The organism is Cupriavidus taiwanensis (assembly GCF_900250115.1).
In the GTDB taxonomy this organism is placed as follows: Bacteria; Pseudomonadota; Gammaproteobacteria; order Burkholderiales; family Burkholderiaceae; genus Cupriavidus; species Cupriavidus taiwanensis_B.
The window spans coordinates 1,264,048-1,280,625 of sequence record NZ_LT984804.1; the positions used below are offsets into that span (position 1 = coordinate 1,264,048).

Here is a 16,578-nt window from a genome sequence, read left to right on the forward strand (position 1 = left end):
AGGTGGGTCAATGAAAATTAACAATACGCCATATTTTAAAATTTCACGGCGCGATTCAGATAGTCTTGTTGTTGCGTTTAGTTCCATTAATACACCACCTGGAAAGTTTCGCTTTAGCCGCCAACTCGAGGAAAGGGGTGTTAATGTTATTTACCTGAATTGTGAAAATAATAGTTGGTATCTGGATGGGGTTCCGGGATTGGGAGATACGTTGGAGGATGCCGCCGCTGCTCTCCGCGACGTTATTCGCAGCGAGTTTCCAAAATGCAAAGTATATGCGTTAGGGTCATCTATGGGGGCAGCCGGACTCATAGGTATGCTACATAATGTAGAACTGGAGGGAGCATTCGCCTTCTGCCCAGAAATAGAGTTGTTTGGCGAACATACATTTAGTTCAAAGTATTTCCACGGCCGATTTCAATCCAAAAAGGACTATTTTGGGGAGCTGAAATCGTTCCGTAATCTGACCATATTCTATGGTGAGGAATGTGAGCCGGATCTTCGTCAAATACGACTTCAACTCGACCGTGGTTTTGGAAATATTCGTACGATAGCGAACGAAGGGCACGGGGTCGTGGAGGCTATTTATCTCACTGAGGGATTGCACTCGGTTTTAGATGGGCTCTTGTCTGCGAAGGCACCTAATCCAAAAGTACTATCTTTTGGAGACGTTTCGATGCATCCAGGTGCTTGCAGCGTTCTTTGGAGAGCGTATAAATCTTGGCGCTCTCCAGGGGCTGCTTTATTACGAAAGGATCTGCTGGCATATGTCGAACGGACTCCTCCCAGCACCAGCTACTACCCCAATATCCTGTACTGGCTGAGTCGCTGCACCGAAGATGGAAAAGAGAGTGCTGAGTGGATAACCCGCGCATTCTTTGCAGCACCTAGTTCCCTGAGGACTGCGCATAGATTTTTTCAGTGCGTTAGGCCTGGGGATGATTTGAGAAAGCTATATAAATTTCAGTTCCTCGATAAGTTTGGGCAGCAGTACGTTGACAACACACGGGCAAAACTATTTCATGAACTCTAATAACTTCAAAGCGGTCGTTATTTGTTGCGATTTTCTGATGACCCGCCCTGAGACGCAACGATACCATCACTCCTGGTTCATGCGACTTCTCTCCCGTGCTCTGTCGTCAGCGCTAGATTGTTCCATCGGAGAATTCATTTGTGAAAATGAATCGGGTGCTGTCGCTCGGAAGGAGTTTTTTCGTCGGAGTGGTATTGAGCTGAATGTGGATTCAACCCATTTTTATTTCGACCCTAATAGCATTACTGATGAGTCCGTAGATTACTTGAAAAGCAATCTTGAGGGTAGTCTGATCGTTGGTTACGAAATATCTGAAGAGACGCGGAATATCATTGCTCGTGCTGGTTTGATATATGTTGATATTTGGTTGCATCCCATAAGGTTCATGGATGACAACTTTTTTGCATTTAAATCAAATTCACCCGAGATAAATTCAAGACTGCAAAAATCATCGCTCGATACTCGGGTATTTGGTCTTTACGCTGATAAGCTAAGGATTCAATCCGTCATGGGGTGGAATAAGTTTAAAAAATCCCTTGAGAATAAGCTCGTTGATGGCTCTTGCCTTTTTGTGGGGCAAACGCTTACAGATAAGGCTGTGTGCAAACGTGGCAAAATGCTCAACGTTTTAGATTTCAAGGAAGAATTTGCCGGGCTGACAAAAAACCATAGGCATGTCTATTTTTCGAGACACCCGCTGCTTAAGGGCGGCGACGAGGACCAGTTGGCATTTTTGAAGGAGTTTAAAAATGTCTCGCTTGTGTCCGAACCGGGCTACAAACTACTGTGCGTGGATGCGATAGAGAAGGTTGCGGCGATCTCTTCTTCGTTGGTCTATGAGGCGAGCTATTTTTCGAAGCAAACCGAGTATTTTTATAGGCCAATAGTTCCAGTTAACGAATTGGAAGGTGATGGTGGCTATTTTTCCCTTTATCATAAACTCCACAGACCTGATTTTTGGGAGCAATTATTTCTTGGTATTATCCAAACACGGAAGAATGTGCCGCAGTATGATTTTCTGCGAGGGGAGAATACCTATAGGGATATGCTTTCTCTGTATTACAACAATCACGTTTTTGATAGGTCTCAATACGTATATTCGAAGCTCGATGCAGGCGCGCTAAAGAAAGAGCCAGCCGCAGCAAAAAAAGAAGGTCTTCCCGTATCGGGTTTGTATTCAAATTCCATTGCGCTGGATAGGATAAAAAAGCAGATTGACGGATTCGATGTAATCTCCTTCGACCTTTTCGATACATTGGTGGAGCGGAGTGTCGGCCGACCTTCAGATGTTCTACGAATTGTCGGCGAGCATGCCTGCGCGAAGTATGGCGTCGATGCGGACGCATTTGTGAAGGCGAGGCAATCGGCAAAACAGTACAGCGCATTTCAAGAAGAGACTCCACTCGTAGACAGATACGAGATACTTTGTCGCAATCTTTTGCTTCCCGTAGAAGCTAAGACGGACTTGTATGAAAAGGAACTTGAGGTCGAACGTGCTCTGCTGCACCCGCGTACCATTGGTATTGAGTTGGTGAAATTTGCACGATCAAAAGGCAAGCGAGTGATCGTTGTATCCGACACGTATTTTAATCTTCAATTCGTTAGCGAAATAATCGAAAACTTGAAGATTTCAGTGGATTGCGTTTACGTGTCTTCGGACTTCGATGAAACAAAAGAGAGCGGTAAGTTGTATGCTACCGTGAAGCTCAAAGAGAATGATGCGAGAATTCTCCATATAGGGGATAGCTTGCGGTCCGATTATCATAGTGCAAAAAAGGCTGGTATTTCTGCAGTATGGTTGAAATCAAACTTCGATCAGATCAAATCGTCAATCCTTGGTTTCAAGGAGCTGGATGGTAAATGTTCGAGTTTGAGGAATGGGGTTATTCAGCGTAATCTCGCAAAGTATCCGGTTATTGCCAATAACCCCGGCTACTCGCAAGGCAAGGCATACAATTTAGGTTATAACGTAATCGGCGATGTACTGCTGGGATATGTCAGTTGGATTGTCGATCGGGCGAGAGTGGATAAGGTATCTAAAATCTATTTCCTCGCGCGTGACGGGAAAATTGCTTACCGAATCTACAACGTCTTGAAGAAGATGGCCCCCGATCTGGTGCCGCCGGCGCATTACCTTTTGGCTTCACGCCGTGCCTTGCGCGTTGCTTCACTCCAATCAGAGCAAGACGTGCGCGATGAGGTGGATGTGTTTCTGAGCGAGATTTCAAAAATTCGCCATCGAGTGGATTTGGCCACCCATCTATCGTCAAGGTTCGGTTTGCCTGCTACGAAGCTCGCGGAGATTGGACTGCCTATACATTTCGAGGTTGAAAGCGGTAAGGGCATGTTAGCTCTACGAGAGTTTCTCGCATCGGTTCTCTTTGTGCAGGGCGTGCTAGAAAATGCGCAGCGTGAGAGGGAATCTTATCTTTCGTATTGTAAGGAGCATGGGCTTTCCGTGGACTCTGATGACAGAGTTGCCTTTGTTGATATTGGTCATAATGGGACTTTGCAGAGCAGTCTGGCAAAATTGCTTAGGCTGCAGAACACTATTGGCTACTATTTCTGCACATACACGAAAATCGATGATGTTCTCGGTATGGTTCCGGGCTCGCATAAGGGCTTCGGGTATTATCGCGATAGACTGGCGCCATCCGACAGAAGCGAAGATTACATCAAATATGCACTTTTGATCGAAACAATATTTTTGAGTTCGGATGATAGTTTTGTATGCTTCAATCGTTCGAGTGAAAATGTACTCGAGCCGGTCTACTTAAAAATTGACGGCGAGCAAAAACGTAAGGGGTTAGCTGTCGATCTTCATAAGGGCGTTGTGGCCTATTCGATCGATTTTTGTAATGAGGCGGCAAAAGTTCTGCCGATGTCATTCGATTGGATTTCCAAATTGGCGACGATCGGATCCGTCGAGCGGCTATTTAATTTATTTAAAAAGCCGGATTGGCGCGATGCGAGCATTTTTTCTGGAGTTGTCCTGGAAAATTATTTTTCGGGAAGAGATGTGCGATATATTGTCCCGCCATTGGATAACCTGGGTGCGATTGCGCTGTGGAGAGAGGGGGTTCAGATATTGAAGGCGCAGAATAAGGCTGAAGATCCCGTAAGGAAGGAGGCGCAGACTCCAGCTCATACAGGCCGAATGCGACAACTTGGGTGTGACCTCGCTGTCCGAGCGATGGACCTTTTTATTGTTCCGGCAGGAATCATGGTTGATGATCGTCGTAGGAGAAAGTACCTGCGCGATAAGAATAGATTTTATTTGGATTCGCGGCACGAACTGCTTCGAATGATTTGGAAGGGATCTCGATATTCAAAAGTGATGTCGTAATAAATATCGTTGATTAATTGAGTGATAATAATGAACATGATTTTCGGAAATATAAACGTAGGGAACGATGCCCCGTTCGTATTATTTGGCGGAGTCAACGTTCTGGAATCGCAAGACCTGGCGCAGCGCGCTTGTGCCGAGTACGTTCGCGTCACCCAGAAGCTTGGCATTCCATACGTATTCAAAGCGAGTTTCGACAAAGCCAACCGTTCTTCCATTCACTCCTACCGCGGCCCAGGCCTCGAAGAGGGGATGAGGATCTTCGAAGCGGTGAAGGCTACGTTCGGCGTACCCGTAATCACCGATGTCCACGAGCCATGGCAAGCCGAGCCAGTTGCAGAAGTTGCAGACGTACTGCAACTACCCGCCTTCCTGGCCCGCCAAACAGATCTCGTTGTCGCCCTTGCCAAGACCGGCAAGCCGGTCAACATCAAGAAGCCGCAATTCCTGAGCCCCACGCAGGTCGTAAACATCGTCGAGAAGTTCAAGGAAGCCGGCAACGACCAGCTGATCCTGTGCGACCGTGGTACCTGCTTTGGCTACGACAACCTCGTCGTCGACATGCTTGGCTTTGGCGTGATGAAGAAAGTCACGAACGATATGCCGATCATCTTCGACGTGACCCACGCCCTCCAACAGCGCGATCCCGGTGGCGCGGCGTCGGGTGGACGCCGGCAGCAAGTTGCGGAACTGGCGCGTTCGGGTATGGCCGTTGGCCTGGCCGGCCTGTTCCTCGAAGCGCACCCCGATCCGGCCAATGCCAGGTGCGATGGGCCCAGCGCCTTGCCGCTCGACAAGTTGGAGCCGTTTCTCGCGCAAGTAAAGGCGATCGACGACCTTGTGAAGTCGCTGCCCCCGTTGAACATCGATTGATGGAGCTGATCTCGTGTTGAACGGGGAAAAGGTTCGAGTCGCCATCGTTATTCCGGCACGCTATGGATCAACGCGCCTGCCGGGAAAGCCGCTTGCGGATATTCTGGGCAAGCCTATGGTTCAGCACGTCTACGAACGTGCGTGCCAGGTGTCGGGCGTTCACGCCGTCTTGGTAGCCACCGACGATGCACGTGTGGCAGAGGTGGTGAAAGGCTTTGGCGGCCAGTGTGTCATGACCTCCCCTGACCATCCCTCGGGCACGGATCGTCTCGCGGAAGTGATGGCGCACGTGGCTGCGGATATCTACATCAATCTGCAGGGCGATGAGCCGCTGGTTCGGCCTGAGGACATTGCCAGGCTGGCCGCGGGCATGCTAGACGACGCATCGGTGCAAGTCGGTACGCTCTGCCACGGCATCGATGGAGACGAGGCGCTCAACCCGAACTCGGTGAAAGTTGTCCTGGCCTCGAACGGCGATGCGCTGTATTTCAGCCGGTCACCGATCCCGTACCCGCGTGATGCGGAGGCGGCCACCTACCTCAAGCACGTTGGCGTGTACGCATATCGCCGCGAGGTGCTGGCGGCGTACGCGGAGTTGCCCCAGCCCATGGTCGAGCAGGCAGAGAAGCTCGAGCAACTGCGATTGCTGGCAGCAGGCATGCGTATTCGTGCGTTCGAGGTTGCCCCTACCGGCCCGGGCGTGGATACGCCGGAGTGCCTTGCGCGCGTGCGGGCGCTAATGGCGGGCGAGCAATCCGCGTTGCCGCCGTCGCTGGCCGATGTTCGTCTTGTGATCACCGACGTGGATGGCGTTCTGACCGACGGTGGCATCTACTACGACGCCACCGGTGAGTGCCTGAAGCGCTTCCATGTGCGCGACGGCCTCGGTATCCGTCTGCTGGAAGAGAACGGCGTGCGCGTGGCAGTCCTGTCCGGCCGCGACTCGGAAACACTGCGTAAGCGTGTGGCCGACCTTGGCGTCACGATTTTCCAGTTTGGTGTCAGGGACAAATTTGCTGCTTGTCGCGCGCTGATGGCCCAAGCGGACGCAACGCCTGAGCAAACCGTTTGTATCGGCGATGACAGCATCGACCTGCCCGCCTTTGCGGCATGCGGTCTGTCGTACGCCGTCGCGGATTCGGCCAGCTATGTGAAGGCGCGCGCGACGGGTGCGCTGTCGACCCGTGGTGGAGAGGGTGCGTTCCGTGAACTGGCTGATGCCATTCTGCTTGCGCAAGGGAAGGCGCAGGTCTTTGGTACGGCTGAGGGTTTTGCCACGGTGATGTCTGGCGTCGCGCAATAGTCGAGCCCGACTGACAAGTAGAACGAACAGCAACAATAACAAGCGGGGAATGAGAGAAATGACTGGGGTCATTACATTGGCACGCAATGTCGTTGCCGCGGAAATGCAGGCACTGGATCGCATGTCGAGCCGTATCGACGCAGCCTTTGAAAAGGCGATCGACACTATCCTGGGTGCCCGCGGCCGGGTGGTTGTCGTCGGCATGGGCAAGTCGGGCCTGATCGGAAAGAAGATCGCTGCCACCATGGCATCGACCGGGACGCCGGCATTTTCCGTGCACCCGGGCGAAGCATTCCACGGCGACTTGGGCATGATCAAGCCCATCGATGTGGTGCTGATGATCTCCAACAGCGGAGAAACGGAAGAGCTGATCCGTATTCTGCCGTTCCTGAAGCATCAGCAGAACCCGGTGATCGCGATGACCGGGAAGGTCAATTCAACGTTGGCCAGGCATAGTGATGTTGTGCTGGATATCTCGGTCGAGCGGGAAGCGTGCAACAACAACCTGGCGCCCACCAGTTCGACAACTGCAACGCTGGTAATGGGTGATGCCCTTGCGGTGGTGCTTTCCGTGAACCGCGATTTCCAGCCGGAGGATTTCGCGCGTTTTCACCCCGGTGGAAGTCTCGGCCGGAGGCTGCTGACTCGGGTCGCAGACGTGATGCACAAGGAAAATCTGCCGATCTGCAAGCCGGAAGCTTCTTTCCGCGATGTTGTGCATGTCATCAACCGGAGCCGTCTTGGTATGGCATTGGTGATGGAGGGCGACACGCTCCATGGCGTCGTCACGGACGGAGATGTCCGCCGCGCGTTCGATTCGGATTACGACTACAAGGCGATCCGCGCCAGGCAAATCATGTCGACCGACCCGAAGCTGGCTTCCCCCGATGAGCGCTTTGCCGACGCGGAAGCGCGGATCCATGCAGCGCGGATTGGGGCACTGGTAGTCAAGGATGATTCGGGGCGCGTAGTCGGCATCCTGCAGATTCATGACCTGGGGACCGATGAGCCTTCCGTCTGAGGGTGCCATCGGCATTCTTTCCCACGGCATTCGCCGCATTGAACACCTCTCCGCCTTTCTTGGCGAAGCGGTGATTGCGGTGCATCCGCTGCGGGGTGAACGTGCGCCGCTCACAGGCATTGCTGCCTGGGGGCGGCGGCCGACCGCACGCAAGGCGCAAGCGTTCGCTCGCTCGCGCGGCATCAAGCGCTTCCTGTGCCTGGAGGATGGATTCCTGCGATCGCTGCATCCGGGGGCGTCGTCGCAGACTTGCTCGCTGGTTGTGGATGACCTTGGCATCTATTACGATGCATCGGGGCCGTCCCGGCTTGAGGCCATGGTCTCCATGCCCGTCACGCAAATGGAGCGGGCAAGGGCGCAACGTCTGATCGAGCGTTGGCGTGCGGGCGGAATTTCCAAGTACAACTATGCGCCAGCGTCTGCAAAGTTGCCGGCGGAGCCGTACGTCCTGGTTATCGACCAGACCGCCAACGATGCCTCTGTCCAGTTTGGCATGGCTGGTGGCAGCAGCTTCCGGCGCATGCTGGAGTCTGCGCTGTTGAATTACCCGGACTGCCAGATCGTTGTCAAGGAACACCCCGAGGTCGCACTCGGACGCAAGCGGGGCTATCTTGGCAGCATTCTCGACGCGGGCAATTATCCGCGCGTGGTGCGGTTGCAGGAGGACATACACGTCGTTCCGCTGATTCGGCAGGCGCGGGTGGTGTTTGTTGTCACATCGCAAGTGGGCTTCGAAGCTCTCCTTCACGGCAAGACCGTACATACCTTCGGTATGCCGTTCTACGCTGGCTGGGGACTGACCAACGACGATCTGCCGGGGCCGTCCAGGCGTCATCCGGTATCGCTGGAGCAACTGGCATTTGCTGCGCTGGTCCGGTACACGCGCTATGTCCTGCCACATTCCGGCAAGTGCTGCGAGGCGGAAGATGCGATCGACTATCTGGCGTTGCAACGCCAGATGCGCCAGCAGTTCCCTGAGCAACTGCATGCGGTCGGATTTTCGCGCTGGAAGCGCCCGATCTTGCGGGATTTCCTGCAAGGAAACGAGATTGTCTTTCATCGGAACCTGGGCGCGGTTCCCCACGGCACGACCGTTGTGCGTTGGGGCCGGGCGATCGACACGTCAGCTCGCCCCGACCTTTCCGTGATTACCGTGGAGGATGGCTTCCTTCGTTCTGTCGGATTGGGCGCACAGCTGATCCGGCCACTCTCGTGGGTGTTCGACCGCACCGGCATTTACTACGACGCAACCAGGGAGTCCGACCTGGAACAGCTGTTGGCAAGTGCGGAATTCGATGCCGAGACGCGCTCCCGCGCTGCCCGCCTCCGGCAATCGATCATCAATGCTGGCCTGACAAAGTACAACGTTGGTGCGGGAACCTGGAGCCGTCCGGCGGCGGTCCGCAAAGTCATCCTGGCCGTAGGTCAGGTGGAAGCGGATGCTTCTCTCCGGTTCGGAGCCCCCGGCATCCGCACCAATCGCGCGCTGCTTGCGGCTGTACGAGCAGAAGCGCCAGATGCCTACATCGTCTACAAGCCGCATCCGGATGTCATGACCGGTTTGCGTGGAGACCGCGATGCCGAGACGGAGCTTGCGGCGCTGTGCGACGAAGTCGTGTCCGATTGCCCCATGGATCGTTTGATTGCGGCTGTCGACAGCGTGCACGTGCTGACGTCCTTGGCGGGTTTCGAGGCCCTGTTGCGTGGCAAGCCCGTCACGACGCACGGTGCGCCGTTCTACGCTGGCTGGGGCTTGACCGACGACAGATGCGAAATACCTCGTCGGTGCCGCCAGCTTTCGCTCGATATGCTCGTAGCGGGAACGCTGATCCTGTATCCGCGCTACGTTTTGCGCAATGCGCGGGACAGCTTTGCCACTCCCGAGCAGGCGGTTGACCACATGTTGACGTGGCGCAATGAGGCGCCAACGACGGGTGAGCGATTGTTGCAACGCTGGATGCAGCCCGTGCTCAAGCCATGGACCCGCTGGCGCGATGCGGCCGCGGGTGGGCGAAACGCGGCGGAGCAGAAGTCACGGCGGAGCCGGGCAGGCCCAGGGCGATAGTGGCGGACGGCACCGGCCTGTAGCTGCGCCAGAACAATAGGGCGGCAACGGGCAAGAAACAAAGAAGGCATTGGCGGAAAACAAGTGCAGCGTGAGGGTCGGGAAATGTTGTCGTTCAGGAAGACAGCTGGAAGCGTTGATATACCGAATCTGACGAGAGTCAGCCGGGATACGGCTTCACAAGATGTTGCAGCGCCGGTCGGGACCGAGCAGGCAAGCATCGGCCAGATTGCCAGGCATCGGCGCATCCTTCTACTGCAAGGACCGAACGGACCGTTCTTCTCACGTCTCCGCGACCTGCTTGTTGCCAAAGGTAGCCAGGTCACCAAAGTCAATTTCAACGGTGGGGACGATTTCTTCTACCGGGCGGGCGCTGTTGTCCGCTTCACGCAGCCGATGGTGCTGTGGGAGTCGTTCCTGCGGGACCTGCTGGCGCGGCGTCGTATCGATGCGGTCGTCGTGTTCGGAACCAGCCGGCGTCAGCATCGGATTGCCGCTCGTGTGGCTGCAGCGCTGGGCATCGCATTCTGGGCCTTCGAGGAGGGCTATGTGCGGCCGGACTACATCACGCTGGAGCGTGGTGGTGTCAATGCCGATTCTCCGATCGCACCGTTGGCGACGGGAGACGTCCCAAAGTTGGCTGGGCCTGCCAGGCCCCGCAAGTTCCGGCACTCATTCCGGAAGATGGCGCTGCAATCGTTCTGGTACTTTGCCGGCGGTATGGCTAACGCACGCCGCTATCCGCATTACCGGCATCACAAACAGATCGGCTTGCATGAACTCGGCCGGTGGATTCGGGCTGCATTCCGCAAGCAGGTCTATCGCTGGCAGGAACGAGATCTTCGCGAGCTGCTACTGGCAAGCGAGCATCCCCATTTTTTCCTGGCGCCGCTGCAGGTCTACAATGACAGCCAGATCCGCGTGCATAGCCCATGGCGGCGTATCGAGGATTTTATCGAGTGGACGATTTTTTCGTTCGCCGCTCATGCGCCGGCCGACAGCGTACTAGTGTTCAAGCATCACCCGATGGATCGCGGGCATACGGACTACTCTGCGACCATTGAGGCATGCGCAGCACGTTTTGGCGCAAGCGGGCGCATTCTTTATATTCACGACGCGCACCTGCCATCGCTGCTGCATCGTTGCATGGGGCTGGTGACCGTTAACTCGACCACCGGGCTGCAAGCCTTGTTCCACCGTGTACCGGTGATTGCGCTTGGCCGCTGCTTCTACGCCAAACCAGGATTGACGTACCAGGGGCCGCTGGATGCCTTCTGGAACGATCCTGGCGCCGTGGACATGAACACCTTTACGCGATTCCGGAATTACCTGATCCGGGTTTCGCAGATCAATTCGTCGTTTTATGCCGATGACATGCTGGCGCAAGTCCCGGAACGGCAACGCGGGAGGTTGCAACGGCGGCGGCTGGCCCGCTCGCTCTTTGTTGTTGGGCTGGTCACAGCAGACGCCTACAGCGGAAGAGTGTGGGACTTCACCGCCACAGTAAATATTCTGGCCGCACTGCTCGGGTAGGTAGTCTGCTCTCCCTGACGGCGTCTCGCTTAAATATGCTCATCGTTAAAATCCTCGGCAGCGGATTCAATGACGACTATGGCCAAGAAAACAACAGACAGCAAAAAAAGACTGATCGTCACCATGCTAGTCCTTTATGGAGCCGGCACCGGCTATGGGTTATTCAACGGCCGATAGGACCCTAGTACAAATAGGAGAAAACCCGCATATGCTCAATTATCCGGAATTAAGGATTGCACCGAACCGGACGCTGCCGCATGCGAGTTGGAGCGACCCCTGTGTTTCAAAACTACAACAATGCAAACCGTAACTCCGTCTCGCGTGATTGCGCCGCTGGCTGACACACCGATATAGAGGCCGTCTCTCGTTATACTACCGGGCGCTGGCTTGCCAGCGCACCTGCTTTCCTTTCGACGCAGCAGGTTGGCTGACCTGCCTCTAGCGCCCCCCCCCCCCGCCCTCACTCATTAACCTCGCCCCCGCAGCCATGAGAGAACGCATTGCCGGCTTCCTGCTGATGGTCTTCATCGTCCCGTTGGCCGTCCTCGGATACCTTTTGATTGTCTACATCGGCTTTTTCGGCAATACCGAACGTGGCCGCGCTGGCGTTCGTGCGCTGGACCACTTTGTCAACGCCACGCTGCTCAACGGCTATGCCTGGGAGTCCGTTTCCTCCCATGCCTGGCGTGAGCAGCACCGCTGGTGGGCGCGCTTCATCATCTGGTTCACCGACAAGTTTCAGAAGGACCATTGCCGCCGTGCGAACAAGCGAGAGCAGCCGGTGGTGGACTTGGTGCTGAAGAAGAAGCTGCATCACCGGACGCAATGATGGACACCATGGTTCAGGAAGAGGCTGCGCAGGTCGTGGCGGGCCAGGTGAAGCACCGCAAGGTCTATTACGTCAGTGGTTTCGATCCGCGCGGTGCGGCCTACTACCACCGTCTGTATCGCGAAGAATCGGCAAAGCAGGCGGTTCATCATGGCGGGGTGGTGACCGTAAGCGCCCGGGCAAGGCTTGCGGAGCATGTGAGTGCCTGGAACGTGGACGGAGAGTGGGGCGGACACGCCGTGTCGACGCACTACCAGTTCCTGCACTGGGACGATCTGGTGCGCCGGCATTGGGAGCCCAGCCTGGCCAGGCTGGTTGTCTCCTCGCTCGCCAGCTACGGGCGTTACATCGTCTGCGGGGCGTTCGGCCGGCTCAGCAAGTCGTTCCGCGGACCGTTCTACAGTGCGCTATATCCACTGATGTACCTGCTTTTGCTGTTGATGCTGGCAGTCGGCTGCGGCGTGGGTGTCAAGGCAATGCTTGGGGCCGCGGGCGCCAGTGCCTGGGTGGTGCGGGCCGGTGGCATGGCCGCCGGCGCCGCGCTGTTCGGTGGCGGCATGGCGCTGGCGAACCGGCTGGCGGTGTTCTGGCTGCTGCAAATCTACCGCTTCGTGCAGGGATGGGGCGAGCGGGAGCCGGAGGACGTCATTGCGCGCATCGATGCGTTGGCAGACTGGGTCCGCCAAGACCTGGACAACTCGCCATGCGATGAGGCACTGGTGGTCGGCCATAGTGTCGGGTCGATCGTAGCGGTTTCGCTGGCGGCGCGGCTGGCGCAGGTACTGACGCCGGCTCAGCGGCGCCGTGTAACGCTGGTCACGCTGGGCCAGTGCATCCCCTTGCTGAGCCTGATACCGTCGGCCAAGGGCTTTCGCCGCGATCTGCAGCGCTTGGCCGATGCGCGTGACCTTCAGTGGCTCGACATGAACGCGCGCGCCGATTCGTTGTGCTTCTCGCAGGCCAATCCGCTCGATATCTCCGGCATTGCAGGCGCCAAGGTTGCGCGTCCGGTTGCGCAAGTCGTGCGCCCGTTCCGCATGTTCAGCCAGCAGGAGTTTCTGCGAATCAAACGCAGCAAGCAGCGCCTCCACTTCCAGTACCTGATGGCAAGCGCCTTGCCTAACGAGTACGACTATTTCCGGTTGACGGCGGGCCCGCGCCGCGTCCAGCCTTTCTGATATCCGCCGTTCGCCCCCATGAATTTTCAGCCCCCATATCCCAAGCCGCATGTGCGCAAGAGTTCGTTCCTGTTGCGCTTCCTGCGTGGCTGGAATTCGTGGATCGATGTGCTGTTCGAGCGCAGCTATTCGATGAAGATGGGCAAGATCTCGCAGCCCGGCATGGACATCTTCATGGTGAACGATGCCGACTGGGTGCGCCGGATCCTGGGCGATGCGCATGCGTACCCCAAGCACAAGCTGATGCACCGGATGCTGGAGCCGCTGCTAGGCACCAGTATCTTCACCACCAACGGTGACCTGTGGGAGCGGCAGCGCCGCCTGGTGGAGCCGGCGTTCGCGCAGGCGCGGCTCAGGCTGGTGTTCGCGCTGATGGCCGATTCGGTCGCGGGCATGATCCGGCGCCTGGATGAGGTGGCGGACGGGCGTTCGTACGAGGTCGACGGCGAGATGACCTACGTGACGGCGGACATCATCTTTCGCACCATTCTGTCGGAAAACCTGGAGGAGTCCGCGGCGAAGGAGATCTACGACGCCTTCCTGGATTTCCAGCATCACGCTCAACGGGCGATGATCCTGATGATCTACCGTTTGCCGCCGGTGTTTTCGGCTTGGGCGAGCAAGCGCGCGGCGAAGAAAATCCGGACCATCCTGTCCGGGATCATCGCGCGACGGATGGCGGAGCGCGACAGCGGGCAGGGCAGCGCAAGGCAGGACATCCTGGCTGCCATGATGGACGCTGTCGACCCAGTCAGCGGCGACCGCTTCACCTATGAAGACCTGGTGGACCAGGTCTGCATGCTGTTCCTGGCCGGCCACGAGACTTCCGCGAGCGCGCTGACGTGGGCGCTTTACCTGATGTCGCAATGCCCGCACCTGCAGGAGCAGATGCGGGCGGAGATCCAGGCCGCGGTCGGAGACCGGGATTTCGAACTGAGCGACATCAAGAGCCTGCCGACCGTGGGCAATGTGTTCCGCGAAACGCTGCGCCTGTACCCTCCCGTGGGGTTCTTCGTGCGCGAGGCCGCGCAGGCGCAGTGCATCCGCGACAAGTCGGTGAAGGAGGGCTCGCCGATCCTGATTTCGCCCTGGCTGCTGCATCGGCATCGTACGCTGTGGGAGCGGCCGGACGAGTTCGATCCCGACCGCTTCGACACGCAGGCCGGCAAGGAGTCGTCGAAGTGCGCGTATATCCCGTTCAGCAAGGGGCCGCGGGTGTGCATCGGCGCTGCCTACGCCACGCAGGAAGCGGTGCTGATCCTCGCCAGCATCGTGCGCCGCTATCGTGTCGAAGCGGACCCTGGTCATGTGCCGAAGGTGGTGGGGCGCGTGACGATCCGATCCGGCAACGGCGTCCGGGTTCGCCTGCATCGCCGCTGACCGGCGCGCCTCCAGCGCCTGCCACTAGAACCCGCTGATGCGCAACCCGATCGAGAACAATGCAAACGACCGGTCCAGCTTGCTGGCCGTGACCGGGTTGTAGAGCATCGGCACATATCCCATCAGGCTGTTCTGCGCGCCCTGGCCACGCACGAATACGTCTACGTAGCGGTTGATCGCGTACGACGCCTGCAGCACGATGGTCTGGTTGAACTGCGACTTGGGCGCGCCGTAGGCGGTATAGCGGTCGTCCAGCTCGCGGAAGAAGTACTGCGCGTGGTAGCCGGCCACCAGGCTCCACGCTCCATAGCGCCACCGCCACGAACCGCCGGCGCCGATGAATGCGCCGTCGTCATTGAAGCCATCGCCCGCGTCCAGTCCGATCTGCCCGGCGTTCATGCGGAAGCCGCCACTGGAGATGGTGGCACGGCCGACCCGGCACGGCGCCGCCAGGGTGCCGAGGGCCATGTTGTCGGAGCCGACCCTGACGTTGTACAGGCATGAGCCCTGTTTCAGCGTGCCCTGGATATCGCCGGCGCGAACCCAGCTGTAGCCGGCGCTGAGGAAGCCTGTCAGGAAGTGGTTGGTCCAGGGCTGGCCTGTGTAGATCACGTCGGCCTGCACTTGCGTATCGTTCGGGTGCGCGATGGTGAAATCGCTGAACTTGCCGGATGAGGCGGAGCCGCTCTTGCTGAGGTTGCCGGTGTAGTTGCCCCAGGCGGACAGGCGCAAGGTCAGCTTCCGGCCTGCATCGGGCGTCGTGACCAGGCCATAGCTGGTGGACGCCAGCCAGCTGTCGATGCCGGCGGAATCGTCGCCATAGGTGACGTGCCGGCGCCAGTATCCTGCCTCCAGCGACCACGCGGGCGATAACTTGTAGCCCGTGCGGAAATGCCCGCCCTGGTAATGGCCGCCTCCATCATAGGCCGCTTCCGCGAAGAACCCCCGCGCTGATGGAACCACCGGTTCCGCGCTCAGCAGTGCATCCTCCATGGCACCGTGCGCCATTCCCCATGGCGCCAGCATCATGGCGCCGATACAGATTGCAGTGAGCCTGCGCTGCGTGTTGGCGACCATGTTGTTTCCCCGGTAGGACTTGTTGTTCTTGAATGCATCTCTGTGCGGGCACCGCAGCGTCTGTCGCGCTGCTTGGCGTTAAATGAATGTTGGAAAGTGGAGCGGGGATAAACAACCTGGCTTCGTGCGGTAAGGCACGCATCTGGCGCACGAATGCGGCCGTATCCCGGGTTGACTTTAGATCGTACGATATATATCGTACGATCTATCTAGCGATGCATCGGAGGGCGTATGCGCCACCAACATCACCATCCAAGCCATCCCCACGCCTCTCATGGCAAGGCTCGAAACGTTTTCATGCGACTCGCTCCGCACTTCATGCGTCACGCCATGGTCCGAGGTGGCACCGGCTTCTGGGGCAACCGTGACGACGACGGCTTCGGCGGCGACGGCCCCGGCGGCTTCGACAACGAAGGCTGGCGCCGCGGCCGCAAGTTCAGCGCCGACGACCTCCAGCTACTGCTGCTGAGCCTCCTCGACGAAAAGCCCAGCCACGGCTACGAGCTGATCAAGGCGCTCGAGACGCGCACCAACGGCTTCTACAAGCCCAGCCCGGGCGTGGTCTATCCCGCGCTGACGTACCTGGAAGAAGTCGGCTATGCCACCGTCGATACCGAAGGCAACAAGAAGCGCTACCAGTTGTCGCAGACCGGCAAGGCCCATCTGGCGGCCAATCGCGAGCGGGTCGACGTGATGGTGGCGCGGCTGCGCCACGTGGCGCGCAAGATGGAGTGGATGCGCCGGGCAATGCGTGGCGAGCAGCAGCCCGAGCCGGAGCAGGGCGGCTGGCTGCCGGAGCTGATGCAGGCGCGTGCCGCGCTGAAGCAGGCGCTGGTGATGCGCAGCGAAGCGAATGCCGACGAGCAGCGTCGCATTGCCGCGATCCTGGCGCGTGCGGCGGCCGAGATCGAAGCGGGCCCGCAGGCCTGAACCATGGCGC

General features: G+C 57.6%; 12 protein-coding genes. 11 read left to right on the forward strand and 1 reads right to left on the reverse strand.

Annotation, left to right across the window (positions count from 1 at the left end; all coding sequences use genetic code 11):
• The first annotated feature begins 10 nt into the window (after positions 1-10).
• The 10 genes from CBM2586_RS22530 (at position 11) to CBM2586_RS22575 (ending at position 14,561) form a co-directional block, all read left to right on the forward strand.
• A complete protein-coding gene (locus CBM2586_RS22530; protein WP_145987437.1) occupies positions 11-1,033 on the forward strand; it encodes a hypothetical protein in 1,023 nt (340 codons plus the stop codon).
• On the forward strand, positions 1,023-4,379 hold the full coding sequence (locus CBM2586_RS22535) for an HAD-IA family hydrolase (RefSeq protein WP_115689903.1): 3,357 nt from the start codon (positions 1,023-1,025) through the stop codon (positions 4,377-4,379). The genes CBM2586_RS22530 and CBM2586_RS22535 overlap by 11 nt, the downstream gene beginning before the upstream one ends.
• 30 nt (positions 4,380-4,409) lie before the next feature.
• Positions 4,410-5,252, forward strand: a complete 843-nt coding sequence (gene kdsA, locus CBM2586_RS22540; protein WP_240987995.1) for a 3-deoxy-8-phosphooctulonate synthase — start codon at positions 4,410-4,412, stop codon at positions 5,250-5,252.
• 16 nt (positions 5,253-5,268) lie between these two features.
• Positions 5,269-6,555, forward strand: a complete 1,287-nt coding sequence (gene kdsB / locus CBM2586_RS22545; protein WP_115691426.1) for a 3-deoxy-manno-octulosonate cytidylyltransferase — start codon at positions 5,269-5,271, stop codon at positions 6,553-6,555.
• A gap of 58 nt (positions 6,556-6,613) precedes the next feature.
• Positions 6,614-7,576: a KpsF/GutQ family sugar-phosphate isomerase gene (locus tag CBM2586_RS22550; protein WP_115689905.1), complete on the forward strand. Its 963-nt coding sequence runs from the start codon at positions 6,614-6,616 to the stop codon at positions 7,574-7,576.
• The gene (locus CBM2586_RS22555) at positions 7,545-9,641 is read left to right on the forward strand and encodes a capsular polysaccharide biosynthesis protein (protein ID WP_240987997.1); all 2,097 of its coding nucleotides are present in this window, start codon (positions 7,545-7,547) and stop codon (positions 9,639-9,641) included. The genes CBM2586_RS22550 and CBM2586_RS22555 overlap by 32 nt, the downstream gene beginning before the upstream one ends.
• Positions 9,642-9,725: 84 nt before the next feature.
• Positions 9,726-11,174 (forward strand): capsule biosynthesis protein, encoded by a 1,449-nt coding sequence (locus CBM2586_RS22560; RefSeq protein ID WP_240987998.1) that lies wholly within the window; start codon positions 9,726-9,728, stop codon positions 11,172-11,174.
• A 487-nt stretch (positions 11,175-11,661) separates the two neighbouring features.
• Positions 11,662-12,003, forward strand: coding sequence for a hypothetical protein (locus CBM2586_RS22565; RefSeq protein WP_115689909.1), 342 nt, complete (start codon positions 11,662-11,664; stop codon positions 12,001-12,003).
• Positions 12,000-13,181: a hypothetical protein gene (locus CBM2586_RS22570; RefSeq protein WP_240987999.1), complete on the forward strand. Its 1,182-nt coding sequence runs from the start codon at positions 12,000-12,002 to the stop codon at positions 13,179-13,181. The genes CBM2586_RS22565 and CBM2586_RS22570 overlap by 4 nt, the downstream gene beginning before the upstream one ends.
• Before the next feature lie 18 nt (positions 13,182-13,199).
• Positions 13,200-14,561, forward strand: a complete 1,362-nt coding sequence (locus CBM2586_RS22575; RefSeq protein ID WP_115689913.1) for a cytochrome P450 — start codon at positions 13,200-13,202, stop codon at positions 14,559-14,561.
• A gap of 24 nt (positions 14,562-14,585) precedes the next feature.
• Here CBM2586_RS22575 and CBM2586_RS22580 read toward each other — a convergent pair whose 3' ends face one another.
• Positions 14,586-15,638 carry a hypothetical protein gene (locus CBM2586_RS22580; protein WP_115689915.1) on the reverse strand — a complete coding sequence of 351 codons (1,053 nt, stop codon included), beginning with the start codon at positions 15,636-15,638 and terminating at the stop codon, positions 14,586-14,588.
• A 297-nt stretch (positions 15,639-15,935) separates the two neighbouring features.
• On the opposite strand from CBM2586_RS22580, the gene CBM2586_RS22585 reads away from it, so the two are divergent.
• Positions 15,936-16,568, forward strand: a complete 633-nt coding sequence (locus CBM2586_RS22585) for a PadR family transcriptional regulator (RefSeq protein ID WP_240988000.1) — start codon at positions 15,936-15,938, stop codon at positions 16,566-16,568.
• The last annotated feature ends 10 nt before the right edge of the window (positions 16,569-16,578 follow it).